General features: G+C 59.8%; 24 protein-coding genes and 1 pseudogene. 10 read left to right on the forward strand and 15 right to left on the reverse strand.

Annotated elements, in window-relative coordinates; all coding sequences use genetic code 11:
- Positions 1-374 precede the first annotated feature (374 nt).
- Entirely contained in the window at positions 375-689 is a 315-nt protein-coding gene (locus tag KHO31_RS30165) for a helicase (protein WP_201073631.1), read from the reverse strand.
- 275 nt (positions 690-964) lie between these two features.
- Between KHO31_RS30165 and KHO31_RS30170 the strand changes: the two genes are divergently transcribed.
- The gene (locus KHO31_RS30170) at positions 965-1,987 is read left to right on the forward strand and encodes an SGNH/GDSL hydrolase family protein (RefSeq protein WP_201073633.1); all 1,023 of its coding nucleotides are present in this window, start codon (positions 965-967) and stop codon (positions 1,985-1,987) included.
- Between the two features lie 194 nt (positions 1,988-2,181).
- The gene (locus tag KHO31_RS30175; protein WP_201073635.1) at positions 2,182-3,327 is read left to right on the forward strand and encodes an alpha-hydroxy acid oxidase; all 1,146 of its coding nucleotides are present in this window, start codon (positions 2,182-2,184) and stop codon (positions 3,325-3,327) included.
- Positions 3,328-3,446: 119 nt separating this feature from the next.
- Here KHO31_RS30175 and KHO31_RS30180 read toward each other — a convergent pair whose 3' ends face one another.
- A complete protein-coding gene (locus tag KHO31_RS30180) occupies positions 3,447-3,611 on the reverse strand; it encodes an FmdB family zinc ribbon protein (RefSeq protein ID WP_120296557.1) in 165 nt (54 codons plus the stop codon).
- A gap of 283 nt (positions 3,612-3,894) precedes the next feature.
- Here KHO31_RS30180 and KHO31_RS30185 point away from each other — a divergent pair, with 283 nt between their 5' ends.
- From KHO31_RS30185 to KHO31_RS30195, 3 genes are all read left to right on the forward strand, one after another.
- Positions 3,895-4,380 (forward strand): adenosine-specific kinase, encoded by a 486-nt coding sequence (locus KHO31_RS30185; RefSeq protein WP_201073918.1) that lies wholly within the window; start codon positions 3,895-3,897, stop codon positions 4,378-4,380.
- A gap of 62 nt (positions 4,381-4,442) precedes the next feature.
- A complete protein-coding gene (locus KHO31_RS30190; protein ID WP_201073636.1) occupies positions 4,443-5,363 on the forward strand; it encodes an ATP adenylyltransferase family protein in 921 nt (306 codons plus the stop codon).
- A gap of 241 nt (positions 5,364-5,604) precedes the next feature.
- The gene (locus tag KHO31_RS30195; RefSeq protein WP_201073638.1) at positions 5,605-5,763 is read left to right on the forward strand and encodes a hypothetical protein; all 159 of its coding nucleotides are present in this window, start codon (positions 5,605-5,607) and stop codon (positions 5,761-5,763) included.
- 82 nt (positions 5,764-5,845) lie between these two features.
- On the opposite strand, the gene KHO31_RS30200 is transcribed toward KHO31_RS30195, so the two are convergent.
- Positions 5,846-6,199, reverse strand: a complete 354-nt coding sequence (locus KHO31_RS30200) for a DUF1428 domain-containing protein (RefSeq protein ID WP_201073640.1) — start codon at positions 6,197-6,199, stop codon at positions 5,846-5,848.
- A gap of 275 nt (positions 6,200-6,474) precedes the next feature.
- Here KHO31_RS30200 and KHO31_RS30205 point away from each other — a divergent pair.
- Both KHO31_RS30205 and KHO31_RS30210 read left to right on the forward strand, forming a co-directional pair.
- Positions 6,475-6,909, forward strand: a pseudogene (locus KHO31_RS30205) (M24 family metallopeptidase); the annotation flags it as partial.
- A gap of 299 nt (positions 6,910-7,208) precedes the next feature.
- Positions 7,209-8,111, forward strand: coding sequence for a metal-dependent hydrolase (locus tag KHO31_RS30210; RefSeq protein ID WP_201073644.1), 903 nt, complete (start codon positions 7,209-7,211; stop codon positions 8,109-8,111).
- Between the two features lie 2 nt (positions 8,112-8,113).
- Here KHO31_RS30210 and KHO31_RS30215 read toward each other — a convergent pair whose 3' ends face one another.
- The gene (locus KHO31_RS30215) at positions 8,114-8,695 is read right to left on the reverse strand and encodes a TetR/AcrR family transcriptional regulator (protein ID WP_201073646.1); all 582 of its coding nucleotides are present in this window, start codon (positions 8,693-8,695) and stop codon (positions 8,114-8,116) included.
- Between the two features lie 230 nt (positions 8,696-8,925).
- Between KHO31_RS30215 and KHO31_RS30220 the strand changes: the two genes are divergently transcribed.
- Entirely contained in the window at positions 8,926-9,702 is a 777-nt protein-coding gene (locus KHO31_RS30220; protein ID WP_201073648.1) for an SDR family NAD(P)-dependent oxidoreductase, read from the forward strand.
- A 106-nt stretch (positions 9,703-9,808) separates the two neighbouring features.
- On the opposite strand, the gene KHO31_RS30225 is transcribed toward KHO31_RS30220, so the two are convergent.
- Positions 9,809-11,062 (reverse strand): glycosyltransferase, encoded by a 1,254-nt coding sequence (locus KHO31_RS30225; RefSeq protein WP_201073650.1) that lies wholly within the window; start codon positions 11,060-11,062, stop codon positions 9,809-9,811.
- On the reverse strand, positions 11,059-11,703 hold the full coding sequence (locus KHO31_RS30230; protein WP_201073651.1) for a TetR/AcrR family transcriptional regulator: 645 nt from the start codon (positions 11,701-11,703) through the stop codon (positions 11,059-11,061). Before KHO31_RS30230 ends, KHO31_RS30225 begins: the two co-directional genes overlap by 4 nt.
- A gap of 209 nt (positions 11,704-11,912) precedes the next feature.
- Here KHO31_RS30230 and KHO31_RS30235 point away from each other — a divergent pair, with 209 nt between their 5' ends.
- Entirely contained in the window at positions 11,913-12,359 is a 447-nt protein-coding gene (locus KHO31_RS30235) for an SRPBCC family protein (RefSeq protein ID WP_201073654.1), read from the forward strand.
- Between the two features lie 20 nt (positions 12,360-12,379).
- Here the strand turns inward: KHO31_RS30235 and KHO31_RS30240 are convergent, their stop codons facing one another.
- Positions 12,380-13,645 (reverse strand): oligosaccharide flippase family protein, encoded by a 1,266-nt coding sequence (locus KHO31_RS30240; protein WP_201073655.1) that lies wholly within the window; start codon positions 13,643-13,645, stop codon positions 12,380-12,382.
- Positions 13,646-13,723: 78 nt separating this feature from the next.
- On the opposite strand from KHO31_RS30240, the gene KHO31_RS30245 reads away from it, so the two are divergent.
- A complete protein-coding gene (locus KHO31_RS30245; RefSeq protein WP_201073657.1) occupies positions 13,724-13,891 on the forward strand; it encodes a hypothetical protein in 168 nt (55 codons plus the stop codon).
- A gap of 89 nt (positions 13,892-13,980) precedes the next feature.
- On the opposite strand, the gene KHO31_RS30250 is transcribed toward KHO31_RS30245, so the two are convergent.
- From KHO31_RS30250 to KHO31_RS30285, 8 genes are all read right to left on the reverse strand, one after another.
- Positions 13,981-15,279 (reverse strand): L-fuconate dehydratase, encoded by a 1,299-nt coding sequence (locus KHO31_RS30250; RefSeq protein ID WP_201073659.1) that lies wholly within the window; start codon positions 15,277-15,279, stop codon positions 13,981-13,983.
- Between the two features lie 168 nt (positions 15,280-15,447).
- The gene (locus KHO31_RS30255; RefSeq protein WP_201073920.1) at positions 15,448-16,389 is read right to left on the reverse strand and encodes an ABC transporter substrate-binding protein; all 942 of its coding nucleotides are present in this window, start codon (positions 16,387-16,389) and stop codon (positions 15,448-15,450) included.
- 97 nt (positions 16,390-16,486) lie between these two features.
- Positions 16,487-17,512, reverse strand: a complete 1,026-nt coding sequence (locus KHO31_RS30260) for an ABC transporter permease (protein WP_201073661.1) — start codon at positions 17,510-17,512, stop codon at positions 16,487-16,489.
- A gap of 19 nt (positions 17,513-17,531) precedes the next feature.
- On the reverse strand, positions 17,532-19,043 hold the full coding sequence (locus KHO31_RS30265) for a sugar ABC transporter ATP-binding protein (RefSeq protein ID WP_201073663.1): 1,512 nt from the start codon (positions 19,041-19,043) through the stop codon (positions 17,532-17,534).
- Positions 19,044-19,415: 372 nt separating this feature from the next.
- Positions 19,416-20,057: a DsbA family oxidoreductase gene (locus tag KHO31_RS30270; RefSeq protein WP_201073665.1), complete on the reverse strand. Its 642-nt coding sequence runs from the start codon at positions 20,055-20,057 to the stop codon at positions 19,416-19,418.
- A gap of 183 nt (positions 20,058-20,240) precedes the next feature.
- On the reverse strand, positions 20,241-20,681 hold the full coding sequence (locus KHO31_RS30275; protein ID WP_201107858.1) for a cupin domain-containing protein: 441 nt from the start codon (positions 20,679-20,681) through the stop codon (positions 20,241-20,243).
- A 45-nt stretch (positions 20,682-20,726) separates the two neighbouring features.
- Entirely contained in the window at positions 20,727-21,896 is a 1,170-nt protein-coding gene (gene ampC, locus KHO31_RS30280; protein ID WP_201073667.1) for a class C beta-lactamase, read from the reverse strand.
- Positions 21,897-22,056: 160 nt separating this feature from the next.
- Positions 22,057-22,566 carry a DUF1993 domain-containing protein gene (locus KHO31_RS30285; protein WP_201073668.1) on the reverse strand — a complete coding sequence of 170 codons (510 nt, stop codon included), beginning with the start codon at positions 22,564-22,566 and terminating at the stop codon, positions 22,057-22,059.
- Positions 22,567-22,691 lie beyond the last annotated feature (125 nt).

Consider the following 22,691-nt stretch of genomic DNA (forward strand, 5'->3'; position numbering starts at 1 on the left):
TGAAGGGGCGGCAGCACAATTATTGGCGTTAGCGATTTGACGGCACATTTTTCGCCAGTTTGAAATCAGGATTTTCTCTGTGGTTGCGACGTACTTACGAAAGATATTCGTGGCATCTTATTGGAAACCGGTTTCCATGTTAAATGGCAGAAAATAGAATTCTGACGATTCGATTTAATATTTCCGGTTTTTTAATTCCCAACTCGCTGGCGAACGTTTGGCGAAGATGGCCTCCACGACGACTTTCGTTATGGAGGCCAGCTAGTTTCAGTGCGGGAGGGGCTATACGCGTAATGCCCAGTACGCCGACCAGCCGAGCTAAATCGCTGTTAATCGGCGACTCTGGTTGTACCTGCTGCTAAACTTGCCCGTACTTACGCGTCTTTCAGCCAGGGCATTTCCACGGGCGACACCACCAGATGTCGGGACTCCCGTTTCAGTTCGAAGATGAACCCAACCAGGATCATGGAGTCGGCATACGGGATCGGGAATACGTGAGGATTTTCCGCGCTGCGCAACGGATGCGCCGGCGTATCCGCCGTCGTCGCGGCGTTCTCGCGAACGCTCTCCAGTTCGTCAGCCATTGCGGGCCCACTTACTTTCAGGACGCGGCTACGCAGGTCGTTGAAGGGTTCGATGCGCGCCCCGTCTTCGTTGTACTCGGGCACTTCATAGATGAACCAGGACATTTGCGTCTCCCAGGAAAAGGGCAGCCATTGTAGTAGCGGGTGTAGCGGCTTATCTCCGGACGCTCGTCCTGCTCCGCCTCGCCCGTTCATCCGCTGTTCAACAAAGACAATGTAACTCGACGCACGTTGAAGCGGATCGCGTGACATACCGGACCACGATAGCGCATGGTTTTTGCTTCACGCAAGGGACCTGTGGCAAGCGCGATAGATAGGCAGGCTGGCGACGAGCAGGCCACATAGGGGCATTTGCCCGGTCGACCCGCGGGAGAGGAGCTATGCGAGCAATCAATGACACGGTACGTGTTGCAATTCTTGCCATGATGATTTCATTGTTCGCTGCATGCGGCGGGGGTGGAGGTGGCTCGAATAATGGCAGTGGCGCGGCCACTCCGCAGGGCGGCGTTAATCTGCAAGTTGTCTCGTTTGGCGACAGCCTGTCGGACGTCGGGACCTATGCGCCGATCGCCAGCGCGGTCGGCGGGGGACGTTTCACGACCAATCCGGGGCAAGTGTGGACTCAGGATGTTGCGCAATACTACGGCGGCTCTCTAAGCGCTGCGTTTACGATCGACATCACTCATAAGTTGAGTGCGCAAAACGGTCTCGGCTATGCAGAGGGCGGCGCCACGGTGGCGACGCCGGCAAACCAGAACGACTTCCTTACCGATGTCATCGGCAATGTCGAAATGCCGGTCAACCAGCAGGTTTCGAGCTATCTGACCACGCACGGAAGTTTCAATTCAAGTCAGCTGATCCTCGTCTGGGCAGGCGCGAACGACGTGCTCCGTGCCGGTTCGCTGCCGGCCGCGGCGCCGACCGTTCAAACGGCGGCAAGCGCCCTCGCCCAGATAGTCGGGCAGATCGTTCAGAACGGCGCCACTCATGTGGTGGTGGTCAATGTTCCCAATGTTGGCCTGTCGCCCAAAGGCATCGCCTCGCCCGACGGCGGGGCCAATCTGACCCAGCTATCGCAACTCTTCAACGCGGATCTGAACACCGCCTTGCAGGCCGATGGCCTGCAAGGCAAGATCATCCATATCGATTCTTATACATGGGTGGACCAGATCATCGCGAACTTTCAGGCTAATGGCTTCACCGTGGCAAACACCGGCCAGGCCTGCGACCCCACGAAAACGCCGGATGACACATCGTTGCTGTGCTCACCCGCGACCTACGTGACGGCCAATGCAGATCAGACATACATGTTCGCCGACGACCTTCATCCGACCACCCATCTGCATACACTGTTCGCCCAGTATGTGGAGCAGCAGATCGCCCAGAGCGGACTGGGTCACTGAGCCTCGAGAACAGGACGACCTGGCGCAGCCGCTAGCACCCCGCGGCCGCCACATCGCTCGCGAACAGCCGCAAGAGCAGGACCGCGCCGCCGGACAGAACGGCAAAATTTGAACTGTCCCCAGGCATTCCCAGAATACCGGGCGGCTGTCTCACGAACGTACACTCGTCGTTCTTCCCTGCGCTGAGAGAAACCGTGCCCGTCATTACCTGCATCGAAGATTTACGCGTGCTTGCGCAACGGCGTGTGCCACGCATGTTCTACGACTACGCCGACAGTGGCTCGTGGACCGAAAGTACCTATCGCGCCAATGAAAGCGACTTCCAGCGCCTGAAGCTGCGCCAGCGAGTGGCGGTCAACATGGCGGGCCGCAGCACACGCACGGAAATGATCGGTCAGGCGGCCGCCATGCCCGTGGCGCTCGCGCCGACGGGGTTGACCGGAATGCAACACGCCGACGGCGAAATCCTCGCTGCACGCGCGGCGGAGAAGTTCGGCGTCCCGTTCACCTTGTCCACGATGAGCATCTGCTCGATCGAAGACGTTGCCTCACAGACCAGCAAGCCGTTCTGGTTCCAGCTTTATATGATGCGCGACCGCGATTTCATTGTGCGATTGATCGAGCGCGCTCGCGCGGCGCGGTGCAGCGCCTTGATGCTCACGCTGGACCTGCAGATCCTCGGCCAACGCCACAAGGACATCAGGAACGGGCTGTCGGCGCCGCCCAGATTGACCCCGGCGAACCTCATCAACCTTGCGACCAAGCCACGCTGGTGCCTCGGCATGCTCGGCACCCGGCGGCGCACCTTCGGCAACATCGTCGGTCATGCGAAGGGCGTAGGCGATCTGTCGTCCCTGAGCTCGTGGACCGCCGAGCAGTTCGATCCGGCGCTGAGCTGGGCAGACGTCGAGTGGGTCAAGAAGCTGTGGGGCGGCAAACTCATTCTGAAAGGCATCATGGATGTCGAAGATGCTCGCCTTGCCGCCGACAGCGGCGCTGACGCGTTGATCGTCTCCAACCATGGCGGCCGTCAACTCGACGGTGCGCCCTCTTCGATCTCGGCGCTCCCCGAAATCGCACGCGAGGTCGGCTCGCGCATCGAGGTGTGGATGGATGGCGGCATCCGCAGCGGACAGGACGTGCTGAAAGCCGTTGCGCTTGGCGCGAAAGGCACGATGATCGGCCGCAGCTTCCTCTACGGCCTGGGTGCAATGGGAGAGGCGGGTGTCACACAGTGCCTGCAGATCATCCATAAGGAACTGGACATCACCATGGCCTTTTGCGGCCACACCGATATCCGTCAGGTGGACGAACGGATCCTGCTGCCTGACAGGCGTTGAAGATCGAGTCAGTTTTCTGTGTCGTTTTCTATGTTGTTAACACATGCTCGTGCCTGCGCTTCGCCTGCCCGCGTGAACTGCGGAAATTGAGCGCCGCCGGTAATGCCGGCTAAGCAATCTCAGCTCTTTCTCGACGTCTTGGCGACAAACGGCGTCGGTACGTGCTGACACGTTTCGCTTCCGCACTTCGGGCAACGCGGATGGGCGGCCTCATGTTCAGCGAGATGTTCAGCGTGCTCGAACAACTCGCCACACTTCTCGCAACGATATTGATACGTCGGCATTGCTTTCCTCCAACACGAATCCGTGCGCTGGCCAGATACGACTCGCCAGCACTATCCGGTACTGTGAAAATTCATTCTAGTGCAGCAAATGCGCAGTCATGCGCCTCATCTCGCGCAGCGCTCACTGGCTGCGACGACTTCACCACCGGCCCGCGCTTCCGCTGACGGCTAGTTCGTACTAGGCTTGATTGTGGAAGGCGGTCGCTGGCTGGCGCAACTTGACGAACTGGCGTCCGCTGACGAAAGCCCCCGGTGTTCCCGGCACCACAGAGCGAGGTCCGATATGCAACTGCTTACGGTAACAATCGCCAAACCCGAAACGACGAACTTCATCTTGGGGCAAACCCATTTCATCAAGTCTGTCGAGGATCTGCACGAGGCAATGGTCGGTACCGTTCCGGGTATCAAGTTTGGTTTGGCCTTTTGCGAAGCCTCGGGTAAGCGCCTCGTGCGCCGGTCCGGCACCGACGCCGATCTGATCGAGTTAGCGTGCCAGAATGCCATCGCGATCGCTGCAGGGCACTGCTTCGTGATCTTTCTGGGCGATGGCTTTTACCCGGTCAATGTTCTGAACGCGATAAAGGCTGTGCCCGAGGTGTGCCGGATCTTCTGCGCGACGGCGAATCCCACGCAGATTCTGGTTGCCGAGACAGACCAGGGGCGCGGTATCCTGGGTGTGGTCGACGGGTCCCCGCCGCTTGGCATTGAAAATGAGGAGGACGTTCAATGGCGCAAGGATCTGTTACGTGCGATCGGTTACAAAGCGTAGGCGCGGTTACGCTCGTTCCGCGACATGCGCGTTTGCGACGTGCGTGCCAGTCTGCCTGAGCCATGGAAGATCTGCATCTTCAGCCCGGCACCCTGTGGCCGGCCATCCTGCGCCAGACTGAGCATGCGCTGCGTTGTGGCGCACTACGGCCGATCGAGACAATCCAGACGCTGATCGAAGAAGCTGGCGTACGCTTCCTTGTCCGCCAGGTTTCAAGCCTCGCTCGCAAGGAGAAAGCGCGGCAGGCGCCTAAAGAAGCGGGCGCGACGTGCAACGCGGTCAACCCGTTCCTACCTTATGATCCAGACCTCTTTGTGGCCGATATCTCGGACTCTCACGTCGCCTTGCTCAACAAGTTCAACGTCATCGACCGTCATCTCCTGATCGTCACCCGTCGTTTCAAATCGCAGGAAGCGCTACTCGACCTCGCGGACTTTGCTGCATTAGCCGCCTGCATGGCCGAGTTCGATGGCCTCGGCTTCTACAATGGCGGCGCAGACGCCGGCGCGAGTCAACAGCACAAGCATCTGCAGATCGTGCCGCTGCCGCTCGGAGAATCAGGTCCACCGATCCCAATTGAGTCCGTTCTTGAGTCCGCGTGCATGGAAGGTCCGATCGGCAAGCTACCCGGTCTGCCATTCAGGCACGCGTTCGGCCGTCTGGAATCGGCTCCTGCTGCTTCAAAGCACGCCGCACACGCCGCTTTCGATTGCTACCACGCGTTGTTCGAAGCAGCTGGCCTGCGAGCGATCGAGGTGAATGGCGAACTGCACCAGTCGGCACCGTACAACCTGCTTGTCGCCCCTCGATGGATGCTGCTCGTGCCAAGGTCTTCGGAACGCGTCGAGGGAATTTCGGTGAATGCGCTGGGGTTTGCGGGATCGCTCTTCGTGCGAGACGCAGAACAGATGCAAGTCATCAGGAGGCTCGGTCCGATGACCGCGCTGCAACGCGTTGCGGTCCCTTTAGTCATGGCGCAATGAGGCTTGGCAGACTCAATTGATGCCGCAACGAAACAAATAACGACGGTTCATAAAGGGTGGCACGAGCTATGACAAAACTGTCCGTTCACCGTGCCGTTTAAGATTTAGCGCTCGACTTTCCACCCTCAACGGCAGCAACGAGAGATCCCTACGAAACAGGTAGAGATGAATGAGAACCGCAGTTGCTATTTCTCTGGTCACCTAAAATATAAGTATGGTTCTGACCTCAAAGGAGGTTGCCATGACCCAGTCGATGATGAGTTTCGTAGTAGGAATTGTTGTGGTCCTATGCCTCGTGATATTTACAGCGGCACGCTACAGGCGGGAACACAAGGACCAGTCGGTTGCCCGCTGGCTGGACACGCATCCGATCAAGAACTGGCTGCACCATAAGCACTGAATGACGCAGCGTAATTTCTGGCGGGGGGCACCGCATGCAAATGGATTCTGGCCATTTTCAACCTGCGCCGCCCCCTTAGCCCTCACACATCCACGATTACCTCGAAGCCACCGTAGATCAACCGCTTGCCGTCGAACGGCATTGGATTCACGTCAGGCTGCAACCGCGGATCTGCCATGACTGCTTTCATACCCTCATCCCGCACCTGACGCGACGGCCAGACAACCCAGGAAAACACCACCGTTTCGTCCTCCTTGCGTTTGACCGCCATCGGAAACGAAGTCAGCTTTCCCTCTGGCACGTCGTCTCCCCAACACTCGACCACCTGCAACGCGCCGTTCTCCTTAAAGACGCCCGCGGCCATTTCCGCCTGCTTGACGTATTTTTCGCGGTCGATCGTGGCGACCGGTACGACAAATCCATCGATGTAAGTCATGAACACGCTCCTTGCTGGTTAAAAGTCGAATAGGGCCGGAAGGCAACGATGCCCGGTCCGGCGTCATCGCACCGCCCTCCTATGAGTACGACGAGCGACAGGCGACGAAATCGACAACTGTCCTGTTGTCATCAACCGGGCCCAGGGAAAAAACCAGTGGACGAGCAAATCGCATGGTGTAGCATCCAATCATTACATTGTTTAATGTAACAATAATTGATGTCATCATGACAGGCAGCCGCACGCCCGTCGGACGGCATCTTCGGGAGGCATGCATGGGTGACAAGACATTTCCACACGTCAACGTGGACGAACTGGCGCAGTTCCGCGAAGTCCAGCAACTGGCCTATCGGTGCGTCGAAAGCGTCGGTGAAATGCTCCTCCTGGGCATGACGGAAAAAGACGCCGCCCGGCTGTTGACCGAATGGTTGCAGGATCACGGCGTGCGTGACTGGCTGCACAAACCCTTCGCATGGTTCGGCGACCGTACCGCCTTTGAGGGGTTTTCCGGGCTGTCGCACATGGCCGGCTTCAATCTGGCTTTCTTTCCGAGTTCGCGCCGGCTGGAAGAGAACATGCCGGTCATCCTCGACGTGGCGCCGATACTGAACGGCGTGATCGCCGATGTCGGCTACGCCACTTGCATCGGCGTGAATCCCATTCTCGAACAACTGAAAGACGACCTCGCCGAACACCGCGAGTTGATCGTCATCACCGATGACGATGCCTACTGGCTCGACGACGACCTGCCGCACGTACGCCGCTGGGCGCAGCGCGGCCAGACACAATTCGCTGCATGACGGAGGCGCACATGCAGCTTTTAACCGAACCCATATCGCCCACGCTATATGAGGCGCCACCCGCCAAGCACCGCGCCGATTTCACGGTGCGCTCGGGCGACGTTTTATCTCGCGCCATCTGCCCTGGCTAGCCCGGGCGCTCGCCCGCATCAGCATGGTGCCGCGTTGACATCAACGCTGACATCACTAACCGGACGCCAGAGACCGTCATGACCGAAGAACAAACCCAACACAAGATCAAGGCACGCCATGTGAAGTTCGACTGGAGCGGAACGCCCATCCAGTGGGTTCCCGGTGACCCGTCGAGCACGCACATCATCAATGTGCTGAACCTGCTGTTCCCCGCCGGCGAACTATGGTTCTGCCGTGTCTACAACAAGGCACTTCCGCTCATCACCGACCCGGCGTTGCACGACGACGCGCAGGGCTTCCTCAGGCAGGAAGCGGTGCATTCGCGCTCGCACGGCGGCGTCCTTACGCACTACTACAAGACTCACGGCATCGACACGCAGCCCTTCACCAGGAAACTCGACTGGCTGTTTGGCAAGCTGCTCGGCGAGCAACCGCTTGGGCTGAAGATCGGCAAAACGCGCTTCTGGCTGCGCCAGCAGCTTGGCGTCATCGCCGCGCTGGAACACTTTTTCGGTTACCTCGGCAATTGGGTGCTCAATGCCGACGGGCTCGATGCTGCCCACGCCGACCCAACCATGCTCGACCTGCTGCGCTGGCACGGTGCCGAAGAAGTCGAACACCGCACCGTAGCCTTCGACATTTTCCGGCATATGGGCGGCAGCTACTTCGAACGCTGCTTCCACATGCTGTCGACCGTCATGCTTCTGCTGTACTTTCTCACACACGGCGCGCGCTTCATGCACCGGCGCGATCCCGGCGCCGGCGCATACCGAGGTTTTATCCTCGCCTGGCGCGCTGGAGCGCGGCGCGGTTGTCTGCCGTCGTTCTGGAAAATGATCGCGGCAGCGCTACGCTATTTCAATCCGCGCTATACGCCCCACCACGAAGGTTCCACTGAGCAGGCGCTGGCTTATCTTGCAACCTCGCCCGCTGCGCAGGCCGCGGCGCATGGGGGTAACTGGGTGCGTGATGCGAATTGACGCTACTGCGCGCCGCCGTCCTGGGTCATGACCAGCGCGAGCGACTCGGAAAGAATCGATTTCGCCAGTTTGTCGTCGTCCACCGCGCGCGCGAGCGTAATGGCCCCCACGATGGCCGCGACGATACCCAGCGCCGGTTTTTCGCCGCCGCCGGATGCCGCTTGCGTTATTTGTGACGCCAGTTTGCGCACGTACTTTGTGAGCTGTTCCCTGACGTCCGGATTCGCATGGCGCGCTTCTCCCGCGAGTGCGCACAGCGCACAGCCATTGCCGGGATTCTTCACGTGACGCTCGCTGAGGAACCCCTCGACAATGGACTGCAGAGGCGTTTCCCCATGTTTTCCTGCACCCGTTGCGAGAGAAGCGATGCGCTTCGCTCCCTGACTGACCGCGTGCTCGAGCGCTTCCAGGATCAATTCATCACGCGACGAAAAATGGCCGTAGAACGCGCCATGCGTAAGCCCCGCACTGCGCATGCAGTCGGCGACGCCGAGCGCCTCGATCCCGTGTTCGCGAATCTGCCGTGACGCGGTCTCCAGAACGCGCTGCCTGCTCTCAGCCTTTTGTGCCTGCGAATAACCCACTTTTTGCCTCCCCACGCTTGACAATCTGCATGATGGCTATAATACTGAATTTCTGCATGATGCTCAACATACAGAATGAGATGTTGACGGCACGCTTGCTGAATCGGATGCGGCGGCCATCTAGCGCTGCGTAACAAGTTTTTGCGCCAGGGTTTTCACACCAGGTTTTCGCGCTGTCAGCCGGCAAGGCTTTCGACGTGATCTCACGGCGTTACACACAGGAGAAGGACATGCGTTTTACTGGAAAGACAGCTCTCGTAACCGGCGGCAACAGCGGCATTGGCTTTGCTGCGGCGAAGCTTTTGATCGCTGAAGGCGCCCGTGTTGCGATCACCGGCCGCGATCGCGCGAAACTGGATCAGGCAATCTCCGAGCTCGGCGAAAACGCGCTAGGCATCCAGGCCGATCTCGACGATGAAACTGCGATCGCGTCGATGTTCAAGCAAATCGAGGAAGCATTCGGGTCGCTCGACATCGTTTTCGCCAACGCAGGAATCTCCGGTCCGACGCCGCTTGGCGGCACCACCGCCGCTGCGTTCGAGGCGATTCTTCGCACCAATCTCACCGGCGTCTTTCTCACGGTTCAGTCAGCCCTGCCGTTGATGAGCGCTGGCGGCTCGATCGTATTGAACGGTTCCGTGATGCGCGAACTGGGCTCGCCTGGGTCAGCAGCCTATTCCGCTACGAAGGCCGGTGTCACCGGGATGGCCAAGGTATTTGCGTCCGAACTCGTGCAGCGTGGCATTCGCGTCAACACCGTGATCCCGGGCGGCACGCGCACGCCGATCTGGACGCGCGGCGCACGAGCCGGCGCGACACTCGACGGGACCGAAGAGGCGTTTGCGCCACGCATTCCGATGGCTCGCCTCGCCACACCTGAGGAGGTTGCCAAGGCCGCGCTTTTCCTCGCGTCCGACGATGCTTCGGGAATCACGGCAGCGGAAATCGTCGTTGACGGCGGCACAATCGGTGCGCCATGGGGCGCGCCCTTGTTCCGCAAAGGGTGAACGGGCACAACTTTCCGGTCGCCGTGGAATCAGCTCAGGACAGCGACGCGCCGCCCTGAGTTGCCGTCGTTTAGCTGCTACCGCCAGACAATCCGACGGTAGCAAACTACGCAGGCAGATAGAACCGTTCCTTCGCCACGATCTCCTCGATAGAGGAAACGGCCTGGGCCAGACCGTTTTCGGCCTGCATTCGTTTGCCGAGCGTTCGAGCGCAGGAACGCACGTCCTCTCGTTCAGCGAATTCAATTCCGCGTGAAAGCGAGGAGGCCCGCAAATTCTTTCCATCTACTGGGCCGGGGGCAACGCCCGCGCGCCGGAGCCGGTCCGCCCAAAAGAACTGATCCCCGGCAAAAGGAACCACGACGGAGGGAACGCCAGCCCGCGCCGCCGAGTGGCTGGTACCCGAACCGCCATGATGGATGACCATCGACGTTCTCGGGAAAAGCCATTCGTGAGGCGTATCGCCAATCACATGAACGTTGGCAGGCAGCATCGAGGTATCGACACTGCTCCATGCGGGATGGAACAAGGTCCTACGCCCGCCGGCCGCAGTCACCACTTCCTGTAGCGCCTTCTGCGTATCGAAAGACGTCATGCTTCCAAAGCCGACGTAGATCGGTGCCTCCCCCTTAGCGAGAAAATCCGTCAGATCCTGCGGCGGGGACCAGCCAGCCGATGGCGCGATCCACTGCCCACACATGCGCGCGTTGGAAGGCCAGTCCTGCGGACGAGGCAGAAGGCTCGGAGAAATGCCATAGAGCATCGGATGATCGTTCCACAGATCGCGCCGCGGAGGAAGGCTGCAAACACTCGCGCGCGCCGCATTAATTCTCTTGCGAAACGCACGCCAAAGAAATCCGTTAACGAACTCATGACTGACGCGATTCAGAAATGATGGAACTCGCGATGGCGGAAAGAACGGCGACGCAAAATCTGCCGTCGGCGTGATGGGGATGAGTCCTGTGCCGATAGCCGTCACGCCAAGGTATTCAGCAGCCGATAGTCCGACGAACGCCGCGAGACCCGAGACGATAACGGCGTCGCATTCCTCCCCTGCCCTGACCGTTTCACGGAGCCAACGCTCGGCATTGCTGTTCGCAATACCCGCAAGTGCGTTCGCGGTGCCTTTGAAGCGGCTCCTTCCTGCAACAGCGCCGGCGCTCGTCAGCGCGGGTTGCAGCGTAGCCTTGATATCGCCGGCCAATGCAGTCACGGGAACACCCAGTGTTTTCGCCGAACCGAGCGTTGCATGGTCGGCGAGCAACCGGGCTTCATGACCGGCACTGATCAAGGCCGCGCACAGAGCGGCCAGTGGACGCGTATCGCCTTCAGTACCGTAAGTAACGACGACAAATTTCATGGTTTTCCACGGCTCCTGATTGGCGGAGGAACAGTGCTGCGCGCGCCATTCACGAACAGCTCGATGGCGACCGCGAATTCCTGTTTCAACCTGAGTCCGGGCACGGTCAACCACCGCATGAGCGCACCGAGATAAAGATGATGAAAGAGTGTCGCCAGATGACTCGCGGCGAGATCGTCACGCAATTCGCCTGAAGCCTGCCCTTTGGCAATCAGCAAGGCAAAACCGTCTGCCATATCGCTGTTCGGGGCATCCTCATCGCGCCCCGACGCCTCGAGGCTCAGAAAGCGGAATCGGATGTATGGCAAAAGCAGGGGGCGATGTTTTTCGCACCAGGCCGCCGACGCGCCCAGCAGCATGGATAGCGCCGGAACGAAGCCCGCCTGACGTGCGACACGCGGTTGCAGACGGATCAGATCCGCCTCAAGCTGCGCGTGAATCCAGTGCGCCAGTACCGCTTCTTTGGTGGCGAAATGGTTATAAAGCGTGCCCTTTGCGACGTCTGCGGTTGCCGCGATCTGCTCCATCGTCACCGCGTCGTAGCCGTGCGTTTCAAATAGACGTATGGCCGTTCCAGCAAGCAGACCCTGTGTCTGCGAGTGCTTTCGCGCGCGACGGCCGGAGGAATCGGAAACGGGCATGACATCCATTTAAATGAACGCAGTTCAAAATTGAACGGCGTATAAAAATATGATGTCACGTTACTGATAGCCAGTCAATTACGAACACACTACGTGGATCGACCAGGCAGAAAGTGCGGGTTTTCCCTGACTTCAACCTATGTCGATACCGGCGTCGCCGAATCGTCGTAGGGGTATGTCCAACTTTTCCAGTGAAAGGCGAGCACACCATGACTACCGGAACTATCCGTCTCCAACGCGTCTTGCGCGCTACTCCCGAACGCATCTATCGAGCCTTTCTCGAACCCGAAGCGATAGCGAAGTGGCTTCCTCCCTACGGGTTCACCTGTCAGGTCCACCACATGGATGCCCGTGTTGGCGGCACTTACAAGATGTCCTTCCGTAACTTCGGCACCGGCAATGGCCACTCGTTCGGCGGTGAGTACGTCGAGTTGGTGCCGTTCGAGAAGATCCGCTACTCGGACCGATTCGACGACCCGAACCTGCCCGGCCAGATGCACGCCACCATTTCATTGCGGCAGGTATCTTGCGGAACGGAGCTCAGCATTGTGCAAGAGGGCGTGCCCGAGGTCATTCCTGTGGAGATGTGCTACCTCGGCTGGCAAGAGTCGCTTGTTCAGTTGGCAAAACTGGTCGAACCTGTGATCCCCGACTGACGACGATTGCGCCAGTTGGCTTACGGGAAAGACGGCGCGTCATGCCGCCTCAAGGTTCGATAGAGCATCCACGTGGCGGCCGATCCCATCCCGACCGTCATCGACCACGCGACGCCCGTCACGCCCCAGTAGTGCGTCGCGGGCGGCACGATCGCGAACAGAATGACCATCTGTATCAACGACGCGTGCGTCGTCGCCTTCGCATCGCCGACGGCGCGCAAGTAGGAGACGAGCACCGCGATCAATGCGCCGATCGCCATGTTGATAACGAAAATCTTGAAGAGCGGGACCGCCGACATCCACGCGGCACCGAGAATCAACGCAAAGAGCGGCTCCGCGATGGCCCGCAGCAGCACGACGAACATTGCCAGGCCGGCGGCGACGATAGCCAGGTACAGCCGGACAAGCCGCGCCGCCACGCGCGCGTCGTGCCGGTGTTGCGCGGAAAACGTCGGAAAGAGGTATTGCCCCATCGCAAACGCCGCGTCCGTCAGCAACATCTGCGCGAGCTTTGACGACATCTGGTACGCGCCCAGTTGCGCCGGCCCGAGCAGTTTCCCGACAACAACCTTGTCGAACTGGTTGAGCAGCAGATTCACGACGCTCCCCGCCCAGATCCAGCGGCTGAAGCCAATGTAATGGCCGATCCCCGACCACGCAGCCCGGATCGGCGGCCGCGGCTTCATCGTCGCCCACGTGAGGGTGGTTTTCAGCGTCTCGCCGACGATCATGCCGATTAGCAACGAGTAAGCCCCCGCTCCGCCGAACGCGAACGCGAGGCCAATGCAGCAATCGACAAACGCCGCAGCCATCTCGATCCCCGCAATGTGCTGGAAACCGCGATTGCGCTGGACCACGTAGTAAGCGGGCGATGCGATGCCGCGAATCAGCGGCAGCGCTGCCGCAAGTTGCAACAATGCAAGTGCGCCGCCGAGGTGAAACTGGCTGTTCATCACCGGCGCGAGCGCGATCAGCAGCAGCGCGACCAGTACGCCGCGTGTCGCAAGCGTTGTCCAGACGGCGGCGAGTTCTGAACGAGTCGGCGCGTCCCCCCCCTGGATGACCGCCTGAGGGAGACCTGTGTCGGAAAGAGATTCCGCGATCGCGACCGCGAGTAGCGCGATGCTGACGCTCCCGATCGCCGACGGCCCGAGAATGCGTCCGAGCGCGAGAAACTTCACCGCGACGAGACCGCGCACGAAAAGCTGCTGCAGCAGCACCCAGGTGGGAGCACTTGGACCGAGGCCCGCTCGCACTGAAAATGCCGCCCCCCTGATCGATCTCACTCCCCCCCTCCCTGGCCGCTTACTTCCCTGGATGATTTGCTCTTCCGGCGATCAGGGCAGATGCGGCGTCGAACGAATATGAATACTCTGCGCAGGAAAGACTGTGCGGTACTGAACGTCGCGCTGCAGATATGTTCCCGCCGCGCGGCGCGGGCTCAACTCGATCGCAACGCCATCGCGATCGCGATCGCGATCGAGGATATCGGGGATCGACGGGTCCGCGCCGGCATCAATCAGCAGACGTAAGGCGGCGAATCGCTTTAGCCGGGCAGCATCGAAAATGAGCGATTCGCCATGCGCTCCGAGATTGAGCAAAGTACCCCACGCGTACCGCCTCATGCCCGCCAGGCCGGCCCCTCGGGAAAGTCATACCGATCAAGCGAGGCCGCGTACATTTCGATGCTGTAGCCGGGACGTTGCGGCGGCATATAACGCCCGTTGCGGATCACAACAGGATCGACAAAATGCTCATGCAAATGATCCACATACTCTAGCACCCGGTTTTCCAGCGAGGCCGACACACAGATATAGTCGAAAAGCGAAATGTGCTGGACGTACTCGCACAAGCCGACGCCACCCGCATGCGGGCACACGGGCACGCCGAATTTCGCCGCCATCAGCAGAACGACGATCACCTCGTTCAAACCGCCCAGGCGACAGCTATCGACCTGACAGAAGTCGATGGCTTGCGCCTGCAGCAATTGCTTGAACATCACCCGGTTATGGCAGTGCTCGCCCGTGGCTACGCCGATGGGCTTAATTCGCTGGCGGATGGCGGCGTGGCCGAGAATGTCGTCCGGACTCGTCGGTTCCTCGATCCACCACGGATCGAATTCGGCCAGGCGCCGCATGTTCGCGACCGCTTCATCGACATCCCACACCTGGTTCGCATCCATCATCAACTTGCGGTTTGCGCCGATTTCTTCACGCAAGATGCGGGCCCGGCGCATATCTTCTTCGAGATTGCCGCCCACCTTCTGCTTGAAATGCGTCCAGCCCTGCGCGACGCCTTCACGCGCGAGCCGGCGAATCTTGTCGTCGTCGTAACCAAGCCAGCCTGCCGAAGTCGTGTAGGCCGGATAGCCGTGCGCGAGCATGTCCTTTTCGCGCTCACCCCGGGTCTTTGCATGGCGGTGCAGCATGGCGATGGCTTCCTGCGGCGTGATCGCATCGGTCACATAGCGGAAGTCGAGACAACGCACGAGTTCTTCGGGGCTCATGTCGACGAGCAGCTTCCACACCGGCTTGCTTTCCGCCTTTGCCCACAGGTCCCAAACCGCATTCACGACAGCCGCCGTCGCCAGATGAATGGCACCCTTGTCCGGGCCGATCCAGCGCAACTGGCTGTCCGACGTCAGCGCATGCCAGAAAGCGCCCATGTTCGCTGCAATATCCTCGATCGTTTTGCCGACCACCAGCGGGGCAAGCGCCTGCACCGCACTCACGCAGATCTCGTTGCCTCGCCCGATGGTAAAGGTGAGGCCATGGCCTGTGAGCTTCTGCGGCGAATCGGTTTCGAGCGTCACGTAGGTGGCGGAGTAATCCGGCGCGGCGTTCATCGCGTCGGAACCGTCAAGTGAGCGCGAGGTCGGGAAGCGAATGTCCCGGACGGACAGCTTTGTGATCGTGGGCATCTGAACACCCTCCTCTCTGAGCGCTATCGACTTCAGCCTATGAGCAAGGAGGGGTGTGCATGTTCGCCTAGCCTCTTTGCGGCCACCGTCTCTCTCCGCAATGCGTGACGGAGAAAAGAAGAGGAAGCGCCACGCCCCCTCCTTTCTCTTCGCGCCTGGCGGCGACGGTCAATCGTAGAGCACGGCAGCGATCTTCGGATCGCTCATGTTGGTCTTGTCGTACCAGTAGAAGCCCGTGTCGACTTTCTTGGGCAGCTTCTCGCCCTTCAGCGCCTTCACCGCGGAGTCGACGACGCACTTGCCGATGCCGACCGGGTTCTGCGTGATCGCGCCGGCCATCAAGCCCGAATTGATGTCCTCCTTTTGCTCCTTGCCGGAGTCGTAGCCAATCAGAACGAGTTTTTTGCCCGATTCCTTGACGCCGATCGCGGCCCCTTCCGCCGAGCCTTCATTCGCGCCGAAAATACCCTTGAGATTGGGGTTGGCCTGGATCATCGTCTTGGCTATTTCCGCCGACTTCAGGTGGTCGCCGCCGCCATACTGGACTGAGACGATCTTGATGTTCGGGTGCTTCGCTTTCATCTCATTCAGGAAGCCGTCGCGGCGATCGATGCCGGTGCGGCTGGTCTGGTCGTGCACGACCAGACCGACTTCCCCGGCATTGCCGATCGCCTCGGCCATCTTGTCGGCGGCGAGGGCGGCCGCGGCAATGTTATCCGTCGCACACGTCGTCAACGGAATGTCACTGTCGACGCCCGAGTCGAAGGCGATGACCGGGATTTTTTCGGCCTGCGCTTTCCTCAAGAGCGGGATGGCCGCCTTGCTGTCGAGCGCGGCGATGCCGAGCGCCTGGGGCTTCTTGGCGAGCGCGGCCGAGAGCATGTCGATCTGTTTATCGACCATGGCCTCGGTTTCCGGCCCCTCGAAGGTGATCCTGACGTTGTGCTCCTTGGCCGACTGTTCCGCGCCGGCTTTGACGGCCTGCCAGAACTGGTGCTGGAAGCCTTTCGAGATCAGCGGGATGTAGGTGTCTTGCGCGAGCGCAACGCCCGTCCCGCCAATGAGCGCGCCAACGCCGACCACGACACCGATTAGTCTTCTTTTCAACATGGGGTTTCTCCTCCTAAGTGGGCCATCAACCTTCAGCCGTTGGGGGAGCCTTGGCGCTCCCTTTTCTTGATCTTGTTCCGTATAGCGTCGGTCTTCGTCAGCTTTTCTTGCGCCGCAAAATATCCGCATAGACCGCGAGAATGATGATGAGACCGGTCACCACGATCTGCCATTCCTGAGCGACGGACATGATGCGCAGGCCGTTGGTCAACACGCTCATAATGAAAGCGCCGATGATCGTCCCCAGAATCGTGCCCGCGCCGCCGCTGAGCGAGGTCCCGCCGATGACCACAGCGGCGATCGCTTCGAGTTCGTAACCTTGCCCTAGCGCCGGCTGGGCCGAATTCAGGCGCGAGGCGATCAGCAGCCCGGCGACGCCGCATATTGCCCCGGCCAGGCCGTAAATGGCGATCTTCCACCGGTCGACATTCACGCCTGAAAGGCGTACGGCTTCTTCATTGCTGCCAAGCGCAAAGGTGTAGCGGCCGAGCGCCGTGCGATTGAGCGTGATCGAACTCACCACCGCAAGGAAAAACAGAATCAGGACCGCGTTTGGAACGGGCAGGCTCGGCAGCACATAGCCGATCAGCGAATCCTGAGAGATCCTGTAGAAATTTTCGGTGTCGCTGAAATAGATCGGCTTGTCGGCCGAAACGACGAGCGAAAGACCTTTCAGCAGCAGCATCATGCCTAAAGTGGCAATGAACGGCGGTATTTTCATTTTCGCCGTGAGCGTGCCCGAAATCGTCCCGCAGATTGCGCCCGTCCCAATCGCGGCAACGACGCCGGTCCACATCGGCAAATGCCAATAGGTCAGAAACACGCCGCAGATGACCGCTGTGAAGGTCATCAGCGTGCCGACGGACAAATCGATGCCGCCGGTGATGATGACGAACGTGCAGGCAATCGCCAGCACGCCGTTGACCGCCGTCGCCTGCAAAATCCCGAGCATGTTGTCCATCTGCATGAACGCGGGAGACGCGAAGCTGAAAAAGACCAGCAGGAGGATCAGGCTCCCGAAGGCGAGCAGCTTTTGCAGAGCGGCCGGCGCGAAGACGCGGGCTCGCAGGCCCGAGGACCTTTCCTTGTTACCCAGCGCCGACGTATCCGATGGCAGTGTCATGAAATGGACCTTTCGAGGCTCACGCCGCTTTTAAAGTTTCGCGCCGCGTCGCCAGTTGCATGATGCGCTCCTGCGTCGCCTCCGTGGCTGAGAGTTCGCCGGTAATGCGGCCCTCGCACATCACGACGATGCGGTCGCTCATGCGCAAGATTTCCGGCAGTTCCGACGAGATCATCACGATCGCCTTGCCTTGCCCGGCGAGCGAGCGCAGGAGCTTGTAGATTTCGCTCTTGGCGCCGACGTCGATGCCGCGCGTCGGCTCGTCGAAGAAGAGCACGTCGCAGTCGCGCTCGAGCCATTTCGCGACGACAATTTTCTGCTGATTGCCGCCCGAGAGAAGCCGCACCTCCTGAGTCGCGGAGGGCGTACGAATGGCGAGCAGGTTGATGAAATGGGAGGCTGTCCGGCGTATCTGAGCGCGCCGCAAGAAAAAATTGAGCGACAGGAATTTGCTCAAGTTGGACATCACAATGTTCGATTCGACGTTCATGCCGGTAGCAAGGCCGAAGCGCTTGCGGTCTTCCGACAGATAGCCGATGCCGCGCGCCACCGCATCGCTCGGATTCCTGATTGTCGACTTCACGCCTTTCACGACAATTTCGCCGGATTCGATCGGATCGGCGCCGAACACCGCTCGGGCGACCTCGGTGCGGCCCGCGCCCATCAAGCCGGCAAAGCCCAATATCTCGCCTTTGCGCAACACGAAACTCACGTCCCTGACCAGCGGGCCGGCGTTCAGATTTTTGACTTCGAGCGCGACCTCGCCTTTGTCTGCGGTGTTGTGAGAAGGCGCGACGTCGACCAACGTTCGCCCGACCATCATGCCGATGATCGCTTCGACGCTGGTGTCCTTGGCAGTGACGGTGGCCACATATTCCCCGTCACGCAATACGGTGACGCGATCGGCGATCTGCTTCAGCTCATCCATCTTATGCGAGATATAGATGACTCCCACACCCCGGTTCTTCAGCTCGCGGATGATGCGGAAGAGTTCGGCGATTTCGGCGTCGTTGAGCGCCGAGGTAGGCTCGTCCATGATCAGAACGCGCGAATCGAAAGACAAAGCCTTGGCGATCTCGACCATCTGCTGCCTGGCGACGGTGAGGCTGCTGACAACCGCGCGCGGGTCGAGATTCACATGCATGCGGGCAAGAATGTCGCGCGCTTGCGCATTGAGCGTGTCTTCGTCGAGGAACAGGCCAAGGCGTCCGCGCGGCTCGCGGCCGATGAACATATTCTGGGCGACGGTCAGATGATTCATCAACTGGAGTTCCTGATGAATGATGCCGACGCCCATGGCCTGCGCCTCGCGCGGACTCAAGAACTCGACCGGCTGGCCGTCATAGAGGATTTCGCCCGTATCCCGGGTGTACACGCCGGCGAGGATTTTCATCAACGTCGACTTGCCGGCGCCATTCTCACCCATCAGCGCGTGGACTTCCCCCGCCATGAGTTCGAATTGGATTTCGTGAAGCGCCCTCACGCCGGGAAAGCTCTTGCTGAGCCTTTTAACGGAAATAAGCGGGGTCATGGCGCGGATTGAGCGGCAATTCCATGACCGCCGCTGGCCTCATTGCGAGGAGCGGGTCGAAAAAGCGTCGGACGCCGCTGCGTCGAGTGCCGCTGCGCCGGGCGTCGCCGGGTATTGCGGCTGAAATCGCGGCTGAAATCGCAACGAGAAGCCAGACACATTGCCTGGTGCCCCCAAACCGATGTGCCACGATTTTACGCTGCGGGACGGCGGCGGCTCAATTAGGCATTCCCTAATATCACGCGCATGCGTATCGCGCGCCGATGTCCCACTATTTGACTTCCATTTCGGGCCACCCGATGTGAGGGGACAATCAATGCGCCGTTGTCAGCCAATCACATGGGCCCGGCTGACAGTGGCGCGGTTGCCACGCTACGCTTCGGCCAGAATCTGCCGGATGACTTGCTCGAAGGTTTCCACGGGTTGTCCGCCGCTCACCAGATAGCGACCGTTAAAGATGATCGCCGGCACGGACTGGATGCCCTTCGCCTGGTATTCCCGTTCTTCCGCACGAACCGCGTCGGTATAGTCTCCGCTTCGCAGTACCTCTTTTGCTTCCGCGGCGTCGAGCCCCACGGATTGAGCCGCTTCGACCAGGACTTCGCGATCGCTCGGGTCTTTGCCTTCGGAATGGTAAGCCCGCAGCAGCGCCAACTTGAGCGGCAACTGCTTGCCTTTGATACCGGCCCAATGCATCAGACGGTGCGCATCGAAGGTGTTATAGACACGCGTACGCGGACCGAAGGCAAAACCGACGCTCGCCCCACGTTCGCGGATCATGGCTTGCGTTTCGGCGATCTGCTCCGGTGTGCGTCCGTATTTTTTGCCGAGATAGTCGACAATGGCCTCGCCGTCCGGCCCCATCTCCGGATTCAGCTCAAAAGGGTGCACCGCTATTTGAGCGTCGACCGCATCGCCTAAGCGCGATAGCGCAAGCTCGAGGGACGACAGGCCGATTGCACACCACGGGCATGCGATATCGGAGACGAAATCGATTGTTAGCTGTTGTTTCATTGCTTTCCTGACTGGAATGACCTGTGGCACGGCCGCCTCAGTGCGATGCAAAAACGGCCCACAGGGTAGCCTAGCCTGAATCGCCAACATTTGCAGGACCGCGCTCCGGACGTTAAGACGAAGCGGTCATCCGCTTAAGCCCTAGTCCGGCTTCCCGTTATGGTCTCCGAGCGGTCGGGCGGGTCAGTCCACCCAGCGATCCGCGCGGGTCCGTTCGTGCGCTTCGTTGAGTGGGTAGCGAATGCGGTTGTCATCGCGCGGACGTTCGCCGATCACCATCAGCCTGACTTCGTCCGTCGTATTGTTGATGAAGGTGTGACAGATTCCTGTGCCTGCCGGAAACGCGACGGAATCGCCTTCAGAAATGGGATGAAGCACGCCGTCGATCCAGACTTCGGGCTGGCCTTCGAGCACGTACACAAACTCCTGCTCGGTACTTTCGGCGTGCGGATAGGACGTCCGCCGGCCAGGCAGAAGCCTCACGTGATGAATGCCAATACGCGTAATGCCGAGTGCGGCGGAAAGCGGCGCGTCCAGCGCCATTTTCTCGGTGTCGCCGCGATAAGAATGGGCGTCTGGTTCTTCCAGTTCAGTCCAGTGCTTGATGAAATCGGGGCGGCTCATCGGTTGCTCTCCTTAGGAACTACGGTCGATGATAGCGGCTTGCACTCATTGTTCGTCGTTGGCCAGCGACGTGAGAATCCGGTATGCAGCACTTACCCGTTCATCGATGGGGAAATTCTTGTTGGCGAGAATGACAATCCCCAGCCGCTTCTGCGGAATGAACGCGACGTACGCGCCGAAGCCATTGGTCGAGCCGGTTTTATTGATCCAGACGTCTTCACGAGGAGGCTGCGGCGGCGTTATTTCAGTAACCGGTGTCGCGTTGAAGATCATCGCCGATGAATTTCCGTCCAGCAGCGTCTGCAATTTGACGGGATACGAATACTGTTCCCATATCAGGTCCTGGGTCATCGCCCCTGCCTTGAAGTATCCGGTGTGGGTATCCGTGACCGCGCGCTGGAGCTTCGGGTCCAACTGGATCAGGTTCATGTTGGCTTCCACGAAGCGAATCATGTCGGCTGCCGTGGTCTTGATGCCGTAGGCTTCAGCGGACAGTTCCCCTGGTGCCATTCTGATCGGCGCACCGTCTTTCGTGTAGCCCTGAGCGTAGTCGCTCAATTTCCCAGTGGGCACGTTGATGTAACTGCTCTTCATATCAAGCGCGGGAAACAGACGATTTTCCATCAGCCCGCTAAAATCCTGGCCCATGCTCTTCGCTGTTATCAGACCGAGCGCGCCGATGCCGGGATTGGCATAGGTCCGATAGCTTCCCGGCGCGTAGGTGGGCTGCCACTGCTTGAAATACTGCATCAGCTGATCGTCGTTGCGGATGTTGTCCGGCACCTGCAATGGGAGCCCTCCGGGCGTGTGCGTGCCCAGATTGAGAAGGCTGACATCGCCGAACTTGCTATTTCGCAGGGACGGAAGGTACTTGCTCGACGGATCCGACAAGGATAGATAGCCATTCACTTGCGCATAGGACGCTAGCGTCGCTGTCAAAGTCTTGCTGACAGAACCCAGCTCAAACAAGGTGTCGCGCGTAACCGGCTTTCTGGCTTCCGTCGACGCCAGGCCATAGTTGAAAACATAGTGCCTGTCACCGTCGATGATGCCGACTGCCATGCCGGGGATGCCATAGTCCGCCATGACCGGCTGTATGGCGCGGTTCACTACACTTCTGATTCTGCTTTGCTCGTCGTCGGCCGCGTGGCTAACGGCTGTGGTTGCAAGCGCAAAAAAGCTTATTGCTATAAGGCTGATGGTTCTGAGGTTCATTTCTCTAAACCGTCAATTCTGACGTGGGTGGGTTACGGGCGGGTTGGCATTCGCCATCCACGCTTGGAGCCGAGCCATCGAACAGCGGCATGGGAGCCGGACGGCCGGCGCCGCTGAAGCTACCGCCGCCCGATGGTTCACCCGGCCCTTGCGCCGGCGATCAGTAAGCGCCCATATAGTCGCGCTTGCCGATCTCGACGCCGTTGTGGCGCAGAATCGCGTAAGCCGTCGTAACGTGGAAGAAAAACTGCGGCAGGCCGTAGTTTTGCAAATAGGCGCTGCCGACCAGCTTCTTCTCTTTCGGCGTGCCCGGACGCAGGACGATTTCCTTGTTTTCGCTACCGTCGAATTGGGTGGCGTCGAGCGTCCCGATGTGAGCCAACGCCTTGGCGATCAGCGCTTGCAGGTCTGCAAACGTGACTTCGGTATCGGGCCACGACGGCACCTCTACGCCGGCGAGGCGCGAGCTGATGCCCTTGGCGAAATCGGCGGCGATCTGTACCTGGCGCACAAGGGGGAACATGTCCGGAAACAGGCGCGCCTGCAGCAGCGCGTTCGGATCGATGTTTTTTTCGGTGGCGTGTGCTTCGGCTTTCTTCAGCACGTCGGACAATGCCGTCAGCATCTGCTTGAAAACTGGGACGGATGCGCTGTAGATGGAACTCGTCATGATCACTCTTTAGGTCGATGGTGAATGCCGGCGCGGAAAATGCCGCGCCGGCCGGTTTAATGTATGGCTGGTGGATGAACTTGTTGGCCTGAAGCGGGGAAGGTTACCATCGTCCTGCCGTGAAC

Source organism: Paraburkholderia domus (genome assembly GCF_905220705.1).
GTDB classification, from domain to species: domain Bacteria; phylum Pseudomonadota; class Gammaproteobacteria; order Burkholderiales; family Burkholderiaceae; genus Paraburkholderia; species Paraburkholderia domus.